Origin of the sequence: Alcanivorax sp. DP30, from assembly GCF_009882945.1 — a bacterium.
Taxonomy (GTDB): Bacteria; Pseudomonadota; Gammaproteobacteria; order Pseudomonadales; family Alcanivoracaceae; genus Alcanivorax.
Genome location: NZ_WTUY01000004.1, coordinates 635,099 through 656,793 on the forward strand (window position 1 = coordinate 635,099; position 21,695 = coordinate 656,793).

The 21,695-nt window shown below is 57.4% G+C and carries 20 protein-coding genes; 10 read left to right on the forward strand and 10 right to left on the reverse strand.

All coding sequences use genetic code 11. From position 1 onward, the window contains the following. Positions 1-21: 21 nt before the first annotated feature. From mnmE to rpmH, 4 genes are all read right to left on the reverse strand, one after another. Complete coding sequence (gene mnmE / locus GQF00_RS09215; RefSeq protein WP_161318857.1) at positions 22-1,392, reverse strand: tRNA uridine-5-carboxymethylaminomethyl(34) synthesis GTPase MnmE; 1,371 nt, start codon at positions 1,390-1,392, stop codon at positions 22-24. Positions 1,393-1,497: 105 nt separating this feature from the next. Further along, the gene (gene yidC / locus GQF00_RS09220) at positions 1,498-3,222 is read right to left on the reverse strand and encodes a membrane protein insertase YidC (protein WP_161318858.1); all 1,725 of its coding nucleotides are present in this window, start codon (positions 3,220-3,222) and stop codon (positions 1,498-1,500) included. A 40-nt stretch (positions 3,223-3,262) separates the two neighbouring features. Further along, the gene (gene rnpA, locus GQF00_RS09225; protein ID WP_161318859.1) at positions 3,263-3,628 is read right to left on the reverse strand and encodes a ribonuclease P protein component; all 366 of its coding nucleotides are present in this window, start codon (positions 3,626-3,628) and stop codon (positions 3,263-3,265) included. A gap of 37 nt (positions 3,629-3,665) precedes the next feature. Next, positions 3,666-3,800, reverse strand: a complete 135-nt coding sequence (gene rpmH, locus GQF00_RS09230) for a 50S ribosomal protein L34 (RefSeq protein WP_011590025.1) — start codon at positions 3,798-3,800, stop codon at positions 3,666-3,668. 590 nt (positions 3,801-4,390) lie between these two features. On the opposite strand from rpmH, the gene dnaA reads away from it, so the two are divergent. From dnaA to gyrB, 4 genes are all read left to right on the forward strand, one after another. Then, the gene (gene dnaA, locus GQF00_RS09235; RefSeq protein ID WP_161318860.1) at positions 4,391-5,806 is read left to right on the forward strand and encodes a chromosomal replication initiator protein DnaA; all 1,416 of its coding nucleotides are present in this window, start codon (positions 4,391-4,393) and stop codon (positions 5,804-5,806) included. A gap of 48 nt (positions 5,807-5,854) precedes the next feature. Continuing rightward, the gene (gene dnaN, locus GQF00_RS09240; RefSeq protein WP_161318861.1) at positions 5,855-6,955 is read left to right on the forward strand and encodes a DNA polymerase III subunit beta; all 1,101 of its coding nucleotides are present in this window, start codon (positions 5,855-5,857) and stop codon (positions 6,953-6,955) included. Positions 6,956-7,191: 236 nt separating this feature from the next. Next, on the forward strand, positions 7,192-8,307 hold the full coding sequence (gene recF / locus GQF00_RS09245; protein ID WP_161318862.1) for a DNA replication/repair protein RecF: 1,116 nt from the start codon (positions 7,192-7,194) through the stop codon (positions 8,305-8,307). 9 nt (positions 8,308-8,316) lie between these two features. Continuing rightward, the gene (gene gyrB, locus GQF00_RS09250) at positions 8,317-10,734 is read left to right on the forward strand and encodes a DNA topoisomerase (ATP-hydrolyzing) subunit B (protein ID WP_161318863.1); all 2,418 of its coding nucleotides are present in this window, start codon (positions 8,317-8,319) and stop codon (positions 10,732-10,734) included. A gap of 177 nt (positions 10,735-10,911) precedes the next feature. Here gyrB and GQF00_RS09255 read toward each other — a convergent pair whose 3' ends face one another. The 5 genes from GQF00_RS09255 to glyQ form a co-directional block, all read right to left on the reverse strand. Then, positions 10,912-11,271, reverse strand: a complete 360-nt coding sequence (locus tag GQF00_RS09255) for an H-NS family nucleoid-associated regulatory protein (protein WP_161318864.1) — start codon at positions 11,269-11,271, stop codon at positions 10,912-10,914. Between the two features lie 420 nt (positions 11,272-11,691). Beyond that, positions 11,692-12,429, reverse strand: a complete 738-nt coding sequence (locus GQF00_RS09260; RefSeq protein ID WP_161318865.1) for a 1-acyl-sn-glycerol-3-phosphate acyltransferase — start codon at positions 12,427-12,429, stop codon at positions 11,692-11,694. A gap of 2 nt (positions 12,430-12,431) precedes the next feature. Beyond that, the gene (gene gmhB / locus GQF00_RS09265; protein WP_161318866.1) at positions 12,432-12,974 is read right to left on the reverse strand and encodes a D-glycero-beta-D-manno-heptose 1,7-bisphosphate 7-phosphatase; all 543 of its coding nucleotides are present in this window, start codon (positions 12,972-12,974) and stop codon (positions 12,432-12,434) included. 268 nt (positions 12,975-13,242) lie between these two features. Next, complete coding sequence (gene glyS / locus GQF00_RS09270) at positions 13,243-15,315, reverse strand: glycine--tRNA ligase subunit beta (protein ID WP_161318867.1); 2,073 nt, start codon at positions 15,313-15,315, stop codon at positions 13,243-13,245. Further along, positions 15,315-16,304: a glycine--tRNA ligase subunit alpha gene (gene glyQ / locus GQF00_RS09275; RefSeq protein ID WP_161318868.1), complete on the reverse strand. Its 990-nt coding sequence runs from the start codon at positions 16,302-16,304 to the stop codon at positions 15,315-15,317. The genes glyS and glyQ overlap by 1 nt, the downstream gene beginning before the upstream one ends. Positions 16,305-16,422: 118 nt before the next feature. Between glyQ and GQF00_RS09280 the strand changes: the two genes are divergently transcribed. Beyond that, the gene (locus GQF00_RS09280) at positions 16,423-16,983 is read left to right on the forward strand and encodes a DNA-3-methyladenine glycosylase I (RefSeq protein ID WP_161318869.1); all 561 of its coding nucleotides are present in this window, start codon (positions 16,423-16,425) and stop codon (positions 16,981-16,983) included. A 233-nt stretch (positions 16,984-17,216) separates the two neighbouring features. Then, on the forward strand, positions 17,217-17,948 hold the full coding sequence (locus GQF00_RS09285) for a glutamine amidotransferase (protein ID WP_161318870.1): 732 nt from the start codon (positions 17,217-17,219) through the stop codon (positions 17,946-17,948). A 141-nt stretch (positions 17,949-18,089) separates the two neighbouring features. On the opposite strand, the gene GQF00_RS09290 is transcribed toward GQF00_RS09285, so the two are convergent. Then, on the reverse strand, positions 18,090-18,815 hold the full coding sequence (locus GQF00_RS09290) for a DUF4197 family protein (RefSeq protein ID WP_370519478.1): 726 nt from the start codon (positions 18,813-18,815) through the stop codon (positions 18,090-18,092). Positions 18,816-19,037: 222 nt separating this feature from the next. Here GQF00_RS09290 and GQF00_RS09295 point away from each other — a divergent pair, with 222 nt between their 5' ends. The 4 genes from GQF00_RS09295 (at position 19,038) to GQF00_RS09310 (ending at position 21,624) form a co-directional block, all read left to right on the forward strand. Beyond that, the gene (locus GQF00_RS09295) at positions 19,038-19,667 is read left to right on the forward strand and encodes a DapH/DapD/GlmU-related protein (RefSeq protein ID WP_161318872.1); all 630 of its coding nucleotides are present in this window, start codon (positions 19,038-19,040) and stop codon (positions 19,665-19,667) included. A gap of 101 nt (positions 19,668-19,768) precedes the next feature. Then, positions 19,769-20,041: a YiaA/YiaB family inner membrane protein gene (locus GQF00_RS09300; protein ID WP_161318873.1), complete on the forward strand. Its 273-nt coding sequence runs from the start codon at positions 19,769-19,771 to the stop codon at positions 20,039-20,041. A 97-nt stretch (positions 20,042-20,138) separates the two neighbouring features. After that, entirely contained in the window at positions 20,139-20,843 is a 705-nt protein-coding gene (locus tag GQF00_RS09305; protein ID WP_161318874.1) for a PspA/IM30 family protein, read from the forward strand. Between the two features lie 184 nt (positions 20,844-21,027). Beyond that, a complete protein-coding gene (locus GQF00_RS09310; RefSeq protein ID WP_161318875.1) occupies positions 21,028-21,624 on the forward strand; it encodes a TetR/AcrR family transcriptional regulator in 597 nt (198 codons plus the stop codon). Positions 21,625-21,695: the final 71 nt, after the last annotated feature.

Here is a 21,695-nt window from a genome sequence, read left to right on the forward strand (position 1 = left end):
CGGTCGTGGTATGGAAGCGGATTATTTGCCGATACAGAAGGAGGAGAAGATGCGGCCGAGCAAGTCGTCGGCGGTGAAGGCGCCGGTGATTTCTTCCAGCGCTTTCTGCGCGGCGCGCAGGTCTTCGGCGAGGAGTTCGCCGGCGGCGTGGCTGTGGAGTTGCGCTTTGCCGCTATCCAGGGCAGCGAGGGCCTGTTCCAGTGCGGTGATATGACGGCGCCGGGCGGAAAAACGGCTCTGGCCTTCGCCCAGGTAACCGGCCACATCTTTCAGGTGGGTACGCAGTTCTGCCAACCCTTCACCGGTGGACGCTGACAATATATAGGTGCCGTTATCTGCCGCCCCCGGCGACAGACCGGAAAGATCAGCCTTGTTGAGGATTACCGTGACTGGCAGATCCAGGTTTTCCAGCTGTTGTTGACTCTGTGGTAGCAAGCTGTGGATATCCTGTGGATCGACACCCTCTTCCCGGGAGTCCACCATCACCAGCAAGCGATCCGCCTTTTTGATTTCCGCATAGGCGCGGCGAATCCCTTCCTGCTCCACCACATCCCCGCTATCGCGTAGCCCCGCTGTATCGATGAGATTGAGCGGCATGCCATCCAGCTGAATGGCTTCACGCAGCACATCCCGGGTGGTGCCGGCGATATCGGTGACAATGGCGGCATCGAAACCGGCCAGGGCATTCATCAGGGAAGACTTGCCCGCGTTGGGCTTGCCCGCGATGACCAGCGTCATCCCTTCACGCACCAGGCGGCCCTGCCGCGCCTCATCCAGCACCCGTTCTGCCTGTTGATAAACCGCACTCAGATCTGCCGCCACCTTGCCATCGGAGAGGAAATCGATTTCCTCTTCCGGGAAATCAATGGCGGCTTCCACGTAGATGCGCAAACCGATCAGGTCTTCCACCAGCCGGTTTACTTCATCTGAAAACGCACCCTGCAAGGAATGCAGTGCCGCGCGGGCGGACGCCTCGGTCCCGGCATCAATCAAGTCCGCAATGGCTTCCGCCTGGGTGAGATCCATCTTGTCGTTGAGAAAGGCGCGCTGGGAGAATTCCCCCGCCAATGCCTGACGGCCCCCCGCATCAATGCAGGCCTTCACCAGCAGATCGAGGATCACCGGGCCACCGTGGCCCTGCAATTCCACCACCTCTTCACCGGTGAAAGAGTTCGGCGCGGGGAAATAAATGGCTAGCCCCTCGTCGATGACCTCATCGGTACCATCACGGAAACGGGCAAAATGGGCCATGCGCGGGGTCAGTTCACGGCCGCCGCAGATCGTTTTGGCGATTGGCAAGGCATCCGGGCCGGACAACCGTACCACGCCAACGCCGCCCCGACCGGGAGCGGTAGCAATGGCAACGATGGTGTCCTGACGTGTACTCGGCATGGCGCGATTATAGGGACTGTTCAGTTTCAGAGCGAATGACAGGCAATAAAAAGCCGGTCGTGGACCGGCTTTTTATCTAGCGTCTGGCGATTGCCAGCCGAGCTGTCACCCTTTCTCGATATTACGGGTGATCACCCACTGCTGAGCGATGGACAGAATGTTGTTGGTCAGCCAGTACAGCACCAGACCGGCAGGGAACCACAGCATGAACACGGAGAAGGCCACCGGCATCCACTTCATGACCTGCGCCTGCATGGGGTCAGCAGGCGTCGGGTTGAGGCGGGTCTGCAGGAACATGGAGGCACCCATGAGGATTGGCAGCACGAAGTACGGGTCCATCACTGACAGATCATTGATCCACAGGAAGAACGGTGCCTGGCGCAACTCCACGGATTCCAGCAGCACGTAGTACAGGGAAATGAACACCGGCATCTGAACCAGCATGGGCAGACAGCCACCCAGCGGGTTGATCTTCTCGCGCTGGAACAACTTCATGGTTTCCATCTGCGCTTTCTGACGGTCGTTCTTGTTCTGCTCCTTGATGCGCTGCATCTCGGGGGCGACCTTGCGCATTTTGGCCATGGAGCGATAGCTGGTTGCGCTCAGCTTGAAGAAGATGGCCTTGATGATAAAGGTCAGCAGAATGATGGCGACACCCCAGTTCACCACCCCAAAGCCCAGGTCGATATCCATACCGAATACGGAAACCTGACCGCTCTGCAGGAAGATCAGCAGGGCAAAGATGGGCTGGGCGATAAACCATACCCAGCCATAATCCACGGTCATGTCCAGGCCGCCGCTGATGGCGGCGAGATTATCCTGCTGTTTGGGGCCGGCATAGAACTCAGCGTAGAGGGCCTTTTCCTCACCGGGCGCCACAGTCACTGTGGGGCTCACAAAGCGCAGCAGATACTGGTCACGTTTGGGCAGGTACACGCTGGAGTAGTGATTACGCTGCTGCTGATCAGGCACCCAGGCAGACACGAAGTAATGCTGAACCATGGCAATCCAGCCGCCTTCAACGGTCAGGTTGAGGGCTTCTTCCTGCATGTCATCGAATTTCAGCTTGTTGTACTGCTTTTCGGAATCCCAGTACGCGGCGCCCAGGTAGGTGGGCATGGGGACCAACCCCTGATGGGAAGTGCCGGGATCTTCACTGCCATCGCGCTTGATCTGGCCATAAAGCGAGCCGGACCAGTCGCTATTCCCGCGGTTACGAACGATATGGCTGACACGCACCAGGTAGCTGCCACGCTCAAAGGTATAACGCTTGATGATTTCAGCGCCATTGTCCTGAGTCAGGGTCAGATCCACGTTCAGCTCACCGTCCCCCTCATTGAGGCTGTAACGGGTCTTGGCGGCAGACCACTGCGGGCGCCCTTTGCTGGAATCGGTCCCGTTCTTGCCCACCAGCCCACTCTGGGCCACGTAGGTCATGTCGGCGCCCTGCTTCATCAATACAAAGGGCTGGTCCGGGGTATCAACATGATTAGGGTATTCAGGCAGGGAGAGACGAACAATGTCCCCGCCCTGGGGATTGATTTCGAGTCGCAGCACATCAGTGCTGACCTCGATGAGGCTGGTCGCCGGGGTCGCGGCCCGGGCTTCTTCCACCACAGGTGCCTGGGCAGTGTCCTGAGGCGCGTCCGGCACAGTGCTGTCTTCAGCCTGAGGAGCAGGCAAATCATCGCCTGGCAGGCCGTTGGACTCGGCAACCTGTTCTACCGGGGTCGGCGTGGCGGGGTTGGCATAGTCGTTCTGCCAAGCCTGAATCATCAGGTAGGAGACGACGGCAATGCCGGTGATCACAAGAGCGCGCTGGATTTCCATAAATGGCTAGTCAGTGGCGTGAAAAACGGGCCGCAGTTTCTCAAGCTTGCCGACACTTAGCAAGCAGCTTGTCGAATAGTTGACCAAGTTGGAGGGTTACCAGCGCGGGGTCGGGGTGATCAATGCGGCCTCTTACCAGCAGAATGATGTCCATTCCGGCCAGTTCATCCTGCCTGAGGCGGAACTGCTCACGGGCGCGACGCTTGACACAGGCTCGGTCTACTGCGCGCTTGGCTCGCTTGCGGCCGATAACCAGCCCCAGACGGGGCTTGGATTGCTCACAGGGCGTAGCCAATAGCAAAAACGCCGCATTGCCCACCTTCCATTTGGGGTGGTCAAACACGGTTTGATATTGGGAACCGGTGAGCAGTCGGAGTTGGCGGGTAAAGGCCTGGGAGCCGGGCACAGTTACCTCTGCCGAAGGGAAGGGTAAAACGGTTGGCTTAGGCAGCCAACCGCTTACGACCCTTGGCACGACGAGCGGCCAGAATCTTGCGACCGTTCTTGGTGGCCATGCGGGCACGGAAACCGTGGGCACGCTTGCGCTTGAGTACGCTGGGCTGGAATGTACGTTTCATGTTCGCTTACCTGTGCTAGTAACAGCATTTCAGAAGGGCGGCAAGTCTATGGAATCGCTAGCGCAGTGTCAATGGGTGAATCGCTTCTGTTGGGCAGTCCGTCTGAAGATGGATATTTGATCGTGGTTCGCAAGGTCCTACTGGACTGCCCGCTTTTTAAAACGAATTGCATCGGCACCTGGACTCGGATGGCCTCCCTGAAACGGATACTGTTAATAGAATTAAATTATTTAAGTATTTATTAATTGTATTAGTAGTTGTAAGGGGTGCCGGTTTTCGTGGATAAGTTCTTTTTTGTTTTTATTTTCAGGGACTTGCGACATGGATAACTTGCGTATCACTGTGTGTAACCCCTGGGGGCGAGACGGGGACGACCTGTCATTAAATGTGGGTATAACTCGTCCCCATACTTTTCCACCGGGTTGTCCCTGTGGCCCCTAACAGGGTTATGAGCCTAGTTATCCACAGCCAAAACAGATAAAAAAAAGGCCGCTGGCCTGTGGATAGATGAGCGATCCTGAGGGTAGAATGGCTGGCTCGATTGGGGTTCATTGCCCCATCATTCATTTCTTTTTGAGCAAGGCGGTTTTGTGTCTGAGGAGCTCTGGCAACGCTGTCTGACGCGGCTAGAAGGTGAGTTGCCGTCGCAGCAGTACAACATGTGGATTCGCCCGCTTCAGGTGGCCGCATCCGCAGATGGCGCAGAGCTGACACTGTTTGCTCCCAATCGCTTTGTGGTGGACTGGGTGCGCGACAAGTATCTGGAGCGCATTGGTGAGGTGCTGGGCGAAATGCAGACGGGCGCCCTGCCCCAGCTTCGCCTGGAAGTGGGCTCCAGCCGGTCTGCGTCAGTAACCCCTGCCCCTGCACCCCAGCCGTCCAATAACGTCTCTGTGGCCTCTACAGGACCGTTACGCACCCCGGAGCCCGCGGACTCGCGTCCGCCATCAGGTCACGGAGAAGTGGGCGGCGCTCGCAAGCATCGCAGTAACCTCAACACCGGCTTCACCTTTGCCACCTTTGTTGAAGGCAAATCCAACCGTATGGCCGCGGCGGCAGCCCAGCAGGTTGCCGAGAACCCGGCCAGCCATGGCTATAACCCGCTGCTTTTATATGGAGGTGTGGGCCTGGGTAAAACCCACCTGATGCACGCGGTGGGTAATGAACTGATTCGCCGCAACCCCAATGCCAAGGTGGTTTACCTGCACAGTGAGCGTTTCGTGGCAGATATGATCTCGGCCCTGCGAAACAAGACCATCAATGAGTTCAAGCGCTTTTATCGCAGTGTGGATGCGTTGTTGATTGATGATATTCAATTCTTTGCAGGTAAAGAGCAGTCCCAGGAAGAGTTCTTCCATACCTTCAACGCCCTGCTGGAAAACGGCCAGCAGATCATCCTGACCTGCGACAAGTTTCCCAAGGAAGTGGATGGTCTTGAGGAGCGACTAAAGAGCCGGTTTGGCTGGGGACTGTCCCAGCCCATGGAACCGCCGGAACTGGAAACCCGGGTGGCGATTCTCAAGAAGAAGGCCGAAGAGGCCAAGGTGGATCTGCCCAACGATGCAGCCTTCTTTATTGCCCAGCGCATCCGGTCTAATGTACGGGAACTGGAAGGGGCGTTGCGCCGCGTTATTGCCCATGTGCGATTCACCGGCGCACAGATCGATATCGGTCTGATCAAGGAAGCCCTCAAGGATCTGATTGCCCTGCAGGCCAGACAGATCAGCATCGACAATATCCAGCGCGTGGTGGCTGAGTACTACAAGATCAAGATCAATGATCTGTTGTCGCCGCGGCGAACGCGCTCTGTTGCGCGACCGCGCCAGGTGGCCATGGCTCTGTCCAAGGAGCTGACCAGTCACAGCTTGCCGGAGATTGGTGAGAATTTTGGTGGCCGGGATCATACGACGGTATTGCATGCCTGTCGCAAGGTATTGGAACTGCGTGAGTCCAACCCGGAAATTGAAGAAGATTACCAGAACCTGCTGCGGACATTGACGTCCTGAGCAGGGTAAAACAGTGAAAGGCCCTGACAACCAGAACGGGAAAGCGCGATGAAATTCTCAATCAATAGAGAACAGCTCCTCAAGCCCTTGCAGCAAGTGGCCGCCGTGGTGGAAAAACGGCAGACCCTGCCGGTGCTGTCCAACGTCCTGCTGGAAGTCGGCGACGGGCAGCTCTCCATGACCGGCACCGACCTGGAGCTGGAGCTGGTGGCCCGTCTGGCCCTGGAGGGTGAGCTGCAGCCGGGGGAGACCACCGTGCCTGCGCGCAAGCTGGTGGACATTGCCAAGAGCCTGCCCGCGGAAGCCGAGATCCGCTTTGAGGTAGATGGTGAGCGCATGCTGGTACGTTCCGGTCGTAGTCGTTTCACGCTCTCCACTCTGCCCGCGTCAGAATTTCCCAGCCAGGACGAGGATGCCACTGGTTCCACGCTGGACATCCAGCCGGGTGTGCTGCGTAGCTTGATTGACCGCACCGCGTTTTCCATGGCCCAGCAGGATGTTCGTTACTACCTGAACGGCATGTTGTTCGAGCTCAAGCCGGGCCGTCTGCGTGCTGTGGCCACGGATGGTCACCGTCTGGCCCTGTGTGATGCCGAGCTGGAAGCGCCGGTTGAAGAGGCCTCTGTGATCCTGCCGCGCAAAGGGGTAATGGAATTGTCCCGCATCCTTGGTGATGCCGGTGAGCTGGCTCGCCTGACGGTGGGCCGCAATCATGTTCGCATCGTGGTAGGGGCTATCACCTTTACCTCCAAGCTGGTGGACGGCAAGTTTCCGGAATACGACCGGGTCATCCCCAAGGAAGGTACCCGGCACGTGATCGCCGACCGGGAAACCCTGCGTCAGGCCCTGGCCCGGGTGGCAATCCTCTCCAACGAGAAATACCGTGGAGTGCGGGTGCAGCTGTCAGAGGGTAGCCTGCGTATCGTGGCCAACAACCCGGAGCAGGAAGAAGCGGAAGAAGAAGTGTCCGTGGACTTCAATGGCCAGCCTCTGGAAATCGGCTTTAACGTGAGCTACCTGCTGGATGTGCTCAACACCATGAACGGCACCCAGGCGGAGCTGGAAATGGGCGACAGCAACAGTAGTGCGCTGGTGTTTGATCCGGAAAGCAAGGCGGCCCTTTACGTGGTGATGCCCATGCGCCTGTGATTGCCACGGCAATCCAGCCAATCCAAGAGCCCGGCCTGTGCCGGGCTTTTTTGTGCCCGTGGGAAATTTTGAGCCACGATCTACGAGCATTGCTACCTGTGGGTAACTCTGTGGGGAAGGTGTGCGTGGCTGTGGGTATCTCCGGGTGTCGAAAGTGAGCAACTCCCCTCCCCCTGCGCTACAATCTCTGGATGATTTTCACCTGCCTGCACTGCTGTCCATAGGATCCGGGATTTATGCTGAGTCGTCTCCAGTTGGGAGATTTTCGCAATTACCGCCATGCGGACCTGAGCCTGTCCCCTTCCCTGAATGTGATCCTGGGTGACAATGGCAGTGGCAAGACCAGCCTTCTTGAGGCTGTCTACTTTATTGGTAGTGGTGGTCGTTCCTTCAGGGGTGGTCGTCTTTCCCGGCTTGTTCGTGATGGAGCGGATGCTGCCACGCTTTATGCCGAGGTTCTCCACGAGAAAGAGTTGCACCGCCTTGGTGTGCGGCGAACCCCCGGGGGGATTGATGCGATCAAGCTGGATGGTCAGACCCCCAGGGCCTTGAGCGAGGTGGCCTCCCTGCTTCCGGTTCTTGCGCTTCACCCCACGTCTGTTGAGTTGGTTTTCGGGGCTTCAGCCCTTAGACGACGTTTTATGGACTGGGGAATGTTCCACGTGGAACATCAATTTATGCCCATTTGGCGACATGCCAGTGCAGCACTGAAGCAACGTAATGCCCTGTTGCGCTCAGGGGCAATAAACCCGCGAGAATTGGGCTTTTGGGATCAGCAACTGGCTGAGAGTTCTGATAGAATCGAAGGGTTACGCAGAGGCTATCTGGCTGCGTTACAAGGCGGTCTGGATCAGGTGATGGCAGTGCTGTCTCCCGAACTCAAAATCCGCCTCCAACTGCAGACAGGATTGCAGAAAGACGAAAATACCCTGGATGCGTTACTGCGTTTACGGCAGGACGATATTCGCCGGGGGTTCAGTCAGGCTGGTTTCCACCGCAGTGATATTCGAATTGCCACTGGCGATTTGGTGGCACGGGATCGTGTGTCCCGAGGCCAGGCGAAATTGATCGCCTATGGTCTGATGCTGGCTCAGTTACCGTTGATCAGCCAGGCCGGCAAGGTCTGCACCCTGTTGGTAGATGATCTTGCCGCCGAGCTGGATGAAGAGCATCGAAACCGGCTGCTGGGCTATCTGGCTGGCACCGGGCATCAGACATTGATTACGGCCCTGGACCAACCAGCCTGGGCTGCGGTTGTGAATGACAATAACGCACTACAGACGGTGGATAGCAAAATGTTCCACGTGGAACATGGCCAGTTACGGTCGCTGAAGCCAACCGGGAGTGAATAAGGAAAGAACATGGCGGAGAAAAATTACGATTCATCCAGCATCAAGGTGCTGAAAGGGTTGGATGCTGTTCGCAAACGCCCCGGCATGTATATCGGTGACACGGATGACGGCACCGGTCTCCACCACATGGTGTTCGAAGTGGTGGATAACTCCATTGATGAAGCCCTCGCTGGCTTCTGTTCCGAGATCAAGGTGGTGATCCACCCGGACGAGTCCGTATCCGTGCAGGATGACGGCCGTGGTATTCCGGTGGATATCCATGAAGAAGAAGGTGTGTCCGCGGCTGAGGTTATCCTCACCGTTCTGCATGCCGGCGGCAAGTTCGACGACAACACCTATAAAGTGTCTGGCGGCCTCCATGGTGTGGGTGTTTCCGTAGTGAATGCCCTTTCCGAAGAGTTGAAACTGACCATTCGCCGTAATGGCCAGGTTCACGAGCAGATCTATCGCCATGGGGTACCCGACAAGCCCCTGGAAGTTGTTGGCAATACGGAAACCAGCGGCACCAGCATTCACTTCCGCCCTTCCGGCGAGACCTTCAGCAATATCAAGTTCCACTACGATATTCTGGCCAAGCGCCTGCGTGAACTGAGCTTCCTGAACTCCGGTGTGCGTATTCATCTCAAGGATGAGCGAAACGGTGAAGAGGAAGTGTTTGAGTATGAAGGTGGCTTGAGCGCGTTTGTCAGCTACCTGAACACGAACAAGACCCCGCTCAACCAGGTGTTTCACTTCCAGTTTGACCGCGAGGAAGACGGAATCGCTGTAGAAGTGGCCATGCAGTGGAACGATTCCTATCAGGAAAACATCTTCTGCTTTACCAACAATATCCCCCAGCGGGATGGTGGTACTCACCTGGCGGGCTTCCGCGGTGCCTTGACCCGTACCCTGAACAACTACATGGACAAGGAAGGGTTGCTCAAGAAAGAGAAGGCCAATCCGTCCGGGGATGACGCCCGGGAAGGCCTGACGGCTGTGATTTCCGTGAAGGTGCCGGATCCCAAGTTCTCCAGCCAGACCAAGGACAAGCTGGTCTCCTCCGAGGTGAAAGCCGCGGTAGAGCAGACCATGGGTGAACTGTTCCAGGATTACCTGCTGGAAAACCCGGGCGAAGCCAAGGCAATTACCCAGAAAATCATCGATGCGGCCCGTGCCCGTGATGCGGCCCGCAAGGCCCGTGAAATGACCCGCCGCAAGGGCGCTCTGGATATCGCCGGCTTGCCAGGCAAACTGGCGGATTGCCAGCAGAAAGACCCTGCCCTATCCGAACTCTACATTGTGGAGGGTGACTCAGCGGGGGGCTCTGCCAAGCAGGGCCGTGACCGCAAGAACCAGGCGATTCTGCCGCTGAAGGGCAAGATCCTTAACGTGGAGAAGGCGCGCTTCGACAAGATGCTTTCTTCCCAGGAAGTGGGCACGCTGATCACTGCGCTGGGCTGTGGTATTGGTCGCGATGAATACAATGTGGAAAAGCTCCGTTACCACCGCATTATCATCATGACGGATGCGGACGTGGATGGTTCCCACATCCGTACCCTGCTGCTGACCTTCTTCTTCCGCCAGATGCCGGAACTGATTGAGCGTGGTTACATCTACATCGCTCAGCCGCCTCTCTACAAGGTGAAAAAAGGCAAGCAGGAAACCTATATCAAGGATGACCCAGCCATGGAGGAGTACCTCACTACTCTGGCGCTGGACAAGACGGCCCTGTATCCCGGTGATGATGCACCGCCGATCAGTGGTGAACCGCTGGCCAACCTGATTGCAGAATACCGCAATGTTATGAAAATTGTTGATCGTCAGTCCCGCGTCTTCCCGGAGGAAGTGCTGGAGCAGATGATCTACATGCCGTCCCTGACCGACGATAGTCTCAAGGATCAGGCAGGCATGGAGAGCTGGTGTGCGACCCTGGGCAAGCGTGTGGATGCCATTACCGATGCCACCCAGACGTTCACCATCACCGCCAAGCAGGATGAAGAGCGCGGCATCTATCTGCCACGTGTGCAAGTACTTGCTCACGGTGTACCCCGCGAATACCGGGTAACCATCGACTTCCTGCAGTCTCCTGACTACCAGAAGATCAAGGCGCTGGGTGAAACCCTTGAGGGCCTGTTGGCCGCGGATGCCTATATCCAGCGTGGTGAGACACAGCGCCCGATTCGACACTTTGCCGATGCCCTGGAGTGGCTGATGGCCCAGGCCCGTCGTGGCACGGCTATTCAGCGCTATAAAGGGCTGGGTGAAATGAACGCGGACCAGCTGTGGGAGACCACCATGGATCCGGAAAGCCGTCGCATGCTGCAGGTGACCATCGAGGATGCCATTGCAGCTGACCAGATCTTCACCTGTCTGATGGGTGACGATGTGGACCCGCGCCGTCAGTTCATCGAGTCCAATGCGTTGCAGGTATCCAATCTGGATGTGTAAACGCTGGGAAGCGAGATACGAGTAACGGGTTTCGAAAACCCGCATGTTCCGTTTCGGGTTCATGCCTTTCGAAACCCGCTCATCGCAACTCGCTACAGTGATTGAAGCATAAAAAAAGCGAACCCATTGGGTTCGCTTTTTTTTCGGCGTGTTGCCGGTTGCGTGCGATGACTCTACTTACACCGCAAAGTCTTCCAGCTTGGCGCCGTTTTCCAGGGCGGCCTGCAACCACAACGGGCGCTTGCCGCGGCCGGTCCAGGTGTTGCCGCTGTTGGCGGGATCGCGGTACTTCACCTTGGCAGGCTTGCGAACGCCGGCTTTTTTCTTGGCTGCGGTTTTCTTGCGAGTTGGCTTCTTCTTGTCGCCAGCACCCTTGAGAAGATCCTGCGGATCCACGCCCAGTTCCTTGGCCATCTTTTCCAGCACTGCCTGGGCATTTTTCAGCTCAGCCTTACGCTTTTTTTCCAGAGCAGCTTCCGCTTGCTTGATCAGTTTTTCCAGTTCGTCGATGGAAAGTTCATCAAGATTGATGGTCATTATTCAGCCCTTGTGATTAGTCATTTAACTGCGCGAGTGACTGTAGTTATTTTAAGGGGGGATGGCAATAAGGGGAGCTTAAAATGCTGTCAGCTACGAGCTACGAGCTACGAGCTACGAGCTACAAGCTACAAGCTACAAGCTACAAGCTACAAGCTACAAGCTACAAGCTACAAGCTACAAGCTACGCTTGGGTTGGATAAGAAAAGCCGACAAAGTTCCCGAAATCCTCTGCTTATCTACGCAGCTGCTGTAGGAGTTCCTCTTGAGGGACGAACCGTGCGGAGCATGGAATCGACTGTAGGGAGATCAGGGATTTCCGGGCTCGACATGTTTCTAAAGAATGATCTCCCTTCGGCAGCGTCGCTGAGTTCCGTTCCTACAGAGGGGAGGATTTTCCTTGAAGCTTGCCGTTGCTCTTTATTCAGAAAGAGCCCCAGGGTAATTGTCCCGGATCCACTGCTGCACCTCGCTGGTGACTTGCTGGGCTTTTTTGCCTTCCGTTTCAATGGTCGGGCTTATGCGAAGGGTGATGGTGCCGGGGTAGCGTAACCAGGAGCCTTTGGGCCAGCAATTGCCACTATTGTGGCTAATGGCAACCACTGGCACCTGGGCCTGGCAAGCCAGCATGGTGCCGCCATGATTGAATTTTCCCAGGGTCCCGGGTTGCTGTCGGGTGCCTTCCGGGAAGATCAGTACTGGCAGACCCTGATGGAGTCGTTCCTTCCCCTGCCTGAGCAGAGACTTGAGCGCGGCGTTGCCCTTGCTGCGATCTATGCGGATGGGATTGAGTAACGCCAGTCCCCAACCGAAGAACGGGACCCACAGCAGTTCACGTTTGACCACGGTGGTTTGTGGGCAAATCAGGGTTTGCAAGTAGAAGGTTTCCCAGCTGCTTTGATGGTTGGCAAGAATCACGCAGGGTTGATCAGGCAGATTCTCTGCCCCTTCCAGTTGAACCCTGACACGGTTGAGATGCCGGTCGAGCCACATGGCGCAGCGGGTCCAGCCATTGATAAAACGGTGGCGCGGGCGAATTGGCAGGAAGGGACCGATCAATACGCAGAGAAAACTGTAGAAAATACCGGCAAGGTTATACAGCACGAAAAACAGCGCGCTACGAACCTTGATCGACAGCGACGGTGCATCGTGCTGCATACCTAATCCTTCAAGGTGTGATCAACAAAGTCAGCAAGAGAATCAAAAACGGCCACGTCACCCAGTGAATCCGGCAGGCCCTTGTCCAGGGTTTTCTGCCCCTTCCCGGTGAGTACCAGTACCGGCTGGCAGTGGCGGGCCATTCCTGCTTCCAGGTCCCTAAGGCTATCACCAATCAGCGGTGCTCCGGTGACATCGCCATACTCGGTAACAATCTGGTCGATGAGCCCCGGTAATGGCTTGCGACAGTTGCAACCGTCATCCGGAGCGTGAGGACAGTGGAAGATCTTGCCCAGTTCGCCGCCCTGCTCTGCGACCAGGTTTCTCAGCCGTTCATGCATCGCTTCCAGGGTTTGCTCATCATAGTAACCCCGGCCAATCCCGGACTGGTTGGTTGCCACCACCACGGTATAGCCTGCCTTGCTGAGCCGGGCAATGGCGTCAATGCTACCGGGAATCGGGATCCACTCGTCCACGGTTTTGATGTAGGCATCGGAGTCTTCGTTGATGACCCCGTCGCGGTCGAGGATAACCAGTTTGTTCATGGGGTTCCTTGTACTTGCCGTAGGAGCGTCGCTGGCGGCGCGATAATCAGAGCCTTTAAAGCGATGTTTACCACAGAGGAAATAGAGCACACAGAGTTTAAACCGTCTTTTCTCAGTGAACTCTGTTCCCTCTGTGGTAAAACTGCTTTTGATCCAGGTCTTTTATCGCGCCGCCAGCGACGCTCCTACGGCGGTGCAGATTTATAAACAAAGGCCGCAGTATCTGCGGCCTCGGTTTTCGCGTGTTGCATGATGCAAGCCTGCTGCGTTATTCCTGCAGCAAACTGATATCCGCCACATTGAGGAACAGATCGCGCAAGAAGGCCAACAGGGCCAGCCGGTTGTTGCGCACCGCTTCATCATCCGCCATCACCATGACAGTGTCGAAGAAGGCATCCACCGGTTCACGCAATTCGGCCAGCATTTCCAGCACGCCCTGATAGTCGCCTTTTTCCAGCAGTGGTTCAGACTGCTCGTAGCTGGCCACTACCAGATTGGTGAGGGTCTGCTCGGCCTCATCTTCCAGCAGGGCACCGTCGATTTCTTCCGGCGGTTCCCCGTCCAGCTTGGCGAGAATGTTTGACACCCGCTTGTTGGCAGCGGCCAGCGCGGCGGCTTCTTCGCGTTTCTGGAAATCGGCCACGGCTTTCACACGACGGTCAAAATCCAGCGGCTTGCGACAGGCGTCGTCGATGGCCAGCACTGACAAAATCACCGGGGTAGCAATGCCCTGCTCCTGGTACATGGCGCGGTAGCGACCCTTGATAAAGTCGAAAGCGTCTTCCACCTGGGCAGCATCAATGCGCTCACCCAGCTGTTTGGCCGCCTGGTCCAGCAGCTCGCGCAGGTCGATCACCAGTTCGTTTTCGATGATGATGCGCAGCACACCCAGGGTCGCCCGGCGCAGGGCGTAGGGATCCTTGGTGCCACTGGGCTTCTGGCCAATGCCAAAGATGCCCACCAGGGTATCGATCTTGTCCGCCAGAGAGACGGCCATGCCGGTCTTGCTCTGCGGCAGGCTGTCGCCGGCGAAGCGCGGCAGGTACTGCTCGTACAGCGCCTTGGCCACCTCTTCCGGTTGCCCTTCTCGCTGAGCCAGGTAGTACCCCATGATGCCCTGCATGGTGTCGAACTCGTACACCATCTCACTGTTGAGATCGGCCTTGCTCAGTTCACCGGCCAGTTTGGCCTGGGCGGCATCACCACCAATCTGTTCGGCTATCGCTGCGGCGAGACCGCCGATGCGCTGGCACTTGTCGGCCACCGTACCCAGCTGCTGCTGGAATACCACGTTGGCCAGGCCTTCACCGTGCTGGGCCAGGGTCTTCTTGCAATCGTTGTCGTAGAAGAAGGCAGCGTCGGCCAGACGGGGGCGGATCACCTTCTCGTTACCGTGGATCACCTGCTGCGCATCCTTGGACTGGATGTTGCTGATGGTGATAAAGGTGGGCATCAGCTTGCCGTTGTCATCAAGCACGGAGAAGTACTTCTGGTGCTCTTCCATGGCGCTGATCAGCGCTTCCTGGGGAACGCGCAGGAAGTCTTGGTCGAAGCTGCCTGCCAGGGCCTGGGGCCATTCCACCAGTGCGGTGACTTCGTCAAGCAGATCCGGGTCGATCTGGGCGGTGCCACCAGCCTGCTTGCCGGCAGCGATGGCCTGCTCTTCGATCATGGCCTTGCGCCGATTGAAGTCGGCAATCACGTGGCCGTCATTTTCCATGCGGGCGAGGTATTCCCCGGCGTTGGCCAGTTCGATGGCGCCCGGCGCATGGAAGCGGTGGCCGTAGCTGGTGCGACCGGATTGCAGATCCAGTAGCTCGAAGGGAATCACCTCGTCACCGAACAGCGCCACCAGCCAGTGAGCCGGGCGCACGAACTGCACCTTGCGTTTGCCCCAGCGCATACGCTTGGGGATCGGCAGTTTCTGGATCGCCTGGGCGAAGAATTCCGGCACCAGTTCCACGGTGGGCTTGCCCTGCTCGGTGATCTTTGCCACCAGGCGCTCGCCTTTGCCGGTGTCCTGACGCCCCAGCTGGTCCACGGTGAGTCCCAGCGACGCGGCGAAACCTTCGGCTGCCTTGGTGGGGTTGCCGTCCTTGTCGAAGGCTGCCTGCACGGCCGGGCCCTGACGTTCGATATCGCGGTCGGCCTGCTTGTCATCCAGATCACGGACAAGCACCGCCAGACGGCGCGGTGCGGCAAAGCTTTCTACCTGGCCATGGGCAAGGCCGGCTTCGTCCAGCTGACGAACAAATTCATCGGTGAGGGCCGCGCTCAGGGTTGGCAGGGCTTTGGGGGGCAGCTCTTCGGTGCCCAGTTCAATCAGTAAATCGCGGGACATTATTTCTTCCCCTTCTTGTTCGCCTGCTTGGCGGCTTTCTCATCCTGCTTTTGCAGCTCAGCCATGACTTCCTCACGAATGGTATCGTCGGCCATGGGGAAGCCCAGCTTGCGGCGTGCATCGAAGTAGGCCTGGGCCACGGCCCGAGCGAGGGTGCGCACACGCAAAATGAAACGCTGGCGTTCGGTGACAGAGATGGCCTTGCGGGCATCCAGCAGGTTGAAGGTATGGGAGGCCTTCAGCACATATTCATAGGCAGGCAGCGGCAGGCCAGCCTCGATCAGCTTGGTGGATTCGCTTTCGAACAGGTCGAACTGCTTGAACAGTTCTTCCACGTTGGCGTGTTCGAAGTTGAAGGTGGACATCTCCACTTCGTTTTGCAGGAACACATCACCGTAGGTGACCTTGCCAAAGGGGCCATCGGACCACACCAGGTCGTAGACGGAATCGACTCCCTGGATATACATGGCCAGACGTTCCAGGCCATAGGTGATTTCTCCGGTGACCGGGTAGCAGTCAATGCCGCCCACCTGCTGGAAGTAGGTGAACTGGGTGACTTCCATGCCGTTGAGCCACACTTCCCAGCCCAGACCCCAGGCGCCCAAAGTGGGTGATTCCCAGTTGTCTTCCACAAAGCGGATATCGTGAACCAGCGGATCAAAGCCGAGCATACGCAGGGAGCCCAGGTAGAGCTCCTGGATGTTATCCGGGGACGGTTTCAGGACCACCTGGAACTGGTAGTAATGCTGCAGCCGGTTGGGGTTTTCCCCGTAACGGCCGTCGGTGGGCCGACGGGAAGGCTGCACATAGGCGCTGTTCCAGTTCTCCGGGCCGATGGCTCGCAGGAAGGTGGAGGGGTGAAAGGTGCCCGCGCCCACTTCCATATCCAGAGGCTGTACAACGACACAGCCCTGCTCTGCCCAGTATTGTTGCAAGGCCAGAATCAGGCCCTGGAAAGTCATGATGTCCGTCTGCGGTTGTTCCGCCATGGTGAATCCTGTTATTCGATTACGATTTGCCGCCAAAAAGCAGGCGCCAAGTATACCGGGCTGTGAGGACCGGTGATACCGTAGGGGATCACCCAACCATGATAAGGATTGTCAGCCCATGGAGCGTTGCCCCTGGTGCGGAGAAGACCCGCTGTATCAGCACTACCACGACCATGAATGGGGTGTCCCTGACTACGATGACCGCTCGTTGTTTGAGTGTCTGAATCTGGAGGGCGCCCAGGCGGGACTCAGCTGGATCACGGTGTTGCGCAAGCGCGATCGTTATCGGGAAGTGTTTGACGGCTTCGATGCGCAAAGGATCGTTGGCTATGACGACGCCAAGGTGGCCGAACTGTTGGCTGACCCGGGTATTATCCGCAACCGGCTCAAGGTCAGAGCAACAATCGGCAATGCCCGTGCTTATCTGGAATTGCGCGAAGAAGGCCGCAATTTCAGCGATTTTCTGTGGGATTTTGTCGATGGAAGCCCGCAGATCAATCACTACGCCACCCTCAAGGACGTCCCCGCTGCCACCCCCGAGGCCGAGGCCATGAGCAAGGCGCTCAAGAAACGTGGCTTCAAATTTGTTGGCCCCACCATTGTCTATGCCTTCATGCAGGCCACCGGGATGGTCAACGACCACCTTGTCAGTTGTCCGCGGCACCGGGAATTGAGCTGAAAAAACAAGCTACAAGCTGCAACACGGGGCACCGCTTGTGTGTATCTGCGGGAAAGCGATTCCGCGCTGAAACCCGGCAGCGCGGGCTCAGCGGTTCAGATTAAAGAACAAGCATTGATTCGTGTTGTAGTTTGCAGCTGGAAGCTTGCTCCTCAAAAGTTGGTACACCCCTTGCTCTGTTCTTCATTGAGGAGAGTGGAAAAACAGACAGGACGTCTGAAGGGTGCATCGTCATGAATAACAGCAAACCTATCGCCATTATCAAAACGGGCTCTACCTACCCGCAGATCAGCAATCATTATGGTGATTTTGAAGACTGGATAACCCAGGGGCTTGGCGTGGCGGCACCCGTTTGGGTGATCAATGTCCCGGCGGGGGACGCCATGCCGGAAGCGTCAGAGCTGGCAGGCGTTGTCATCACCGGTTCCCACGCTATGGTGACGGATCAGGCCGAGTGGATGACAGGTCTGATCCACTGGCTCTATCGCGTCATTCATCATCAGCCAGCTCTGCCGGTACTGGGGTTGTGCTTCGGCCACCAGCTGCTGGCCCAGACCCTGGGTGGCGAAGTGGCCGACAACCCCATGGGGATCGAGGTGGGAACGGTGGCGTTAAGGCTGACGCCGGCTGGCCACCAGGACGCCCTGTTAAGCGCCATGGAGAATCATCCGTGGGCACAAGTGGTGCACAAGCAGTCAGTGCTTACTCCGCCGCCAGGGGCTGCGGTTCTGGCCAGTAATGTCCATGATGCCTGTCAGGCCTTTCGCTACGGTGACCGGGTCTGGGGGGTGCAATTCCATCCGGAATTCAGCGCCGATGTGATGCGTGCGTATCTCCAGGCGCTCAGTGGCGACAGCCTGACCCAACAGCAGGTGGATACCTATCTACAGGACGTTCGCGAATGTGAGGATGCCAGCAGTATCCTGGCCGGGTTTGCGCGCTTGATTCTGCCGCAGGTGGCTTGAGAGCAGGAGCAAGCTACAACGCGGCAGTTATCGTCATGATCAGACCGTCTTGCCCGCGCACCCGGACGAGGTGCGCGGCGAGAGCATTTCGGAACACGATGAACATTCCCGTGGTGCAGCCTGTAGCTTGAAGCTTGCTTCTTATTCCGCCGGCTGGGTGTTGGAGCCGAACACCGCGCCGATCAGCGCACTGCCCTGCTGCATGGGGTTCTGGCGGATCAGGGTTTCCTGCTCACCGATGCGGGTATAGAGCTGGTCCATGCTGTTGTCGATAACATAGTTTTCCAGGTCCAGATTCGGCTTGTTAGTGAGCGGTAACTTATCGTAGGCGGCAAGGAACGTCTGGTATTGATCATAAAAACCGGTCTTGCGCAGGTTCTCTTCCACGATCGGCTGGAAGCGCTGGCGCAGGCTGCTTTCGGTCTCACCCCGGAAGTAACGGGTGGCGGCGGTATCCCCGCCCTGGATGATGCCCAGGGCATCGTCCACGCTCATGGCATTGATGGCGTTCTTGAACACCGGTGCCCCGGCGGCCACTGCCTTCTCGGCGCCACGGTTCATGGCGGTTTCCACCTGATCCACATACTTGCCCAGGCCAAACTGGCGGAGGGTGTTGGTAACCGGTTCGGCGGCTTCAGGCAACTTCAGATTCATGGCCCCTTCCTGGGACAGCTGCGCAGCCGCAGCATCGGTGCCCTTGATCAGTGCTGCCTTGATCCCGTCGGCCAGCTTTTCGTCGGTGTTGTACCCGGCGCTCTTGGCCATGTCATTACTCATGCTCACCCAGGGCATGACAGCTTCCATGTTCTGACAGCCGGCCAGGGCCAGGCCCAGAGAAAGAGGGACGATAGGCAGCAGTTTCTTCACGATGATCTCCTTGTTTTGGCTGTTCATGCTACTGCATAGGAAGGGGCTGCTAAACACTTCTTTGAGGGGCAAGTTGCAAGCTTCAGGCTGCAACGCGGATCAGGCTGGTTGTAACTGATGGAAGATGCGCCGCGATTCACGGATCAGTGTTGCGTGGGCATAGCCTTTCAGGGCTCAATAAGCATTCTCGTGCCTTGCAGCTTGAAGCTTGTAGCTTGCTCTATGACCGACGACGATTACCGCGAACAGCACAAACAACGCCTGGCCTATATGCCCTGGCTGTATGGCCGGCTGAAGCCGAAGCACCGCGCCTGGGCGGCGCCGTGGCAGGCGGCGATTCAGCAGCGGTTGATGCAATTGGAGACGGTACACTTCGGCGCGGACTGCTTTGTGGCACCCCAGGCTGTGCTGCTGGCTGAGCCGGGTCGCGACATTATCGTGGCAGATGGAAGCCAGATCGCAGCAGATTGCGTCATTCATGGGCCCGTTAGCCTGGGGCGTCGCGTCAGTATCAATCACCATGTGAGCCTGGATGGCGGGGCTGCGGGTATTCATATCGGCGATGACAGTCGCATTGCCGCCTACTGTACCCTCTACGCGTTTAATCACGGCATGGCTGCAGATCGCCCGGTTCGCGAACAGCCGGTGAGCTCACAGGGCATTCATATTGGTCGCGATGTCTGGATCGGCGCCCGGGTGGGTATCGTTGATGGTGTCACCATTGGCGACCATGCCGTGGTGGGCATGGGGGCGGTGGTAACGCGGGATGTGCCGCCCTGGACCATCGTGGCCGGCAATCCGGCCCGCCCCATCGGCCGCCGACCAGGTGCTCCTGAACAGCATGTGTCATAAGCCGTAACATTCTCTTTATTGAACATTGTTTAGCAGCTATGGCTAACTGTCATCAGTTAATTGAACATCGTTAAACAAAAACCGGTAAAGAGGGATTTTCAATGGATGAAAGCGCGATTCAACGCCACTCCAGCGGCTGGCTGTTCTATGTGAAGGCTGCCTTTGCCATCAGCCTGGGGCTCATGGTGCTGGGCATTGTCTGGCTGCCCACGGATCGGTGGATCAAGGGTTACCTGGTGATGGGCATCATGTTCGTGGTGGGCTCCACCATCACCCTGGCCAAGACCCTGCGCGATGACCACGAGGCACGGCGACTGATCAACCGTATCAGCGATGCCAAGACCGAGCGGTTGTTGAAGGAATATACAGAGTGAGACAGATCGGACGTCTGACGTCGGGAGTCGGACGCCAGAAGACAATAACGTTTTAGCGTCGGAGATCAGACTTCCGACGTCAGACAAGGAGATTTTCATGGCTACTGCATGGACCAAACTGAAAACCCTGATGCGCGGACAGGCGCGGGTGAGCATGGAACAGATCGTCAATGCCAACGACATGTTGTTGCTGGATCAGCAGCTGTATGAAACCGAGCAGGCATTACGTGATGCCCGCCGTCAGCTGGCGCGGTTGATGGCTGAGGAGAAGCTGAACCAACGCCGCAACACCGAACTGGCAGCCAAGGTACGGCATTATGAAGACGGTGCCCGCCAGGCACTGGCCGGGGATGATGAAACACTGGCGCTGGATATTGGCAAGCGACTGGCTGATCTGGAACAGCAGCAGAGCCGCCTTGCCCGCCAGGGGGTGACACTGGAACACCAGAAGACCGAGTTCCAGACGTTTATCAAACAGGCGGCGGATACCCTGAAAACCCTCCGTCAGGAACAATCCCTGGCGCGCACCCAGGAAGCGTTATTTGGTGAGTCGCAACAACGGGACAACGAACACCGCGGGCTGGCCCAGAGACTGTGTGACAGCCAACAGACGCTACAGCAGATTCAGCAACGGCAGGAAGAATGTCGCCTGTTGTGGCAAAGTGAGGTGCAACTGGGGGCGGACCTGACGGTATCCACAGGAGACAGCCTGGATCAGCGCATGGCGGAAGCGGGTATTGGCGATAGCCAGAGCCGTCGGGCGCAGGAGATACTGGCGGGGCTCCGTGAAGCAAAGGCTTAGGCATCCAAACAGTTTCCAGTTGCGAGTATCGAGTCTCGAAAGGCAAAACCTCACAGGAAAAACGGTTGTGAGAGATTCAGCTTGCTGAACGAAGCTTTTCGCTTTTCGCAACTCGCTTCTGGGCTTGGCGGAAATGCCCTGGGGCATTTCCGCCCACGACAAGATTAAAGAACAAGGAAATTCGGTGGCACGTCGTAACCAACACAGCCGTGAGGAACTGCAGGCCCTGGCCATTCAGGCGGTGCGGGATCTGGTGGCTGAAAACGGGCTGGAAAAGCTCAGTGTGCGCAAAGTGGCGGACCGTATCGGCTACACCGCCGGCATGCTTTACCACGTATTCGCCAATCTGGATGATCTGATTCTGCATGCCAATGCCGATACCCTGGCGCAGTTGCTTGAGGCCATGAAAGACTGTCCGGCCAGTACGCCCCGGGAACAGCTTCACCACATGGCCCGGGTGTATGTTTCCATGGCCCGTGAGCAAACCGCGCTGTGGAAGATGGTGTTCCTCCACCAGATGCAGAACGCCGCCGAGGTACCGGAATGGTATCGGGGAAAAACCGCTACCCTGTTCGAACTGGTGGAAAGCGGCATGTCGCAACTGGCGGAACGGCAAAGCGCCGAGCAGATTCATTTGGCTGCACGGACGTTATGGGGCAGTGTCCATGGTATTGCGGTACTGGCCGCGGATGACAAGCTGGTGGTAGCCGGGGATGTGGATGAGCAGGCGATGATTGAATCGTTGCTGCAGCATTATCTGAATAGCTGGGCGGGGGAGTAGGCAAGCTACAAGCTTCAAGCTGCAACACGGGGTCAGGTCTGCCCTTGCTGAAAGGAATGCGCTCCGCGCTG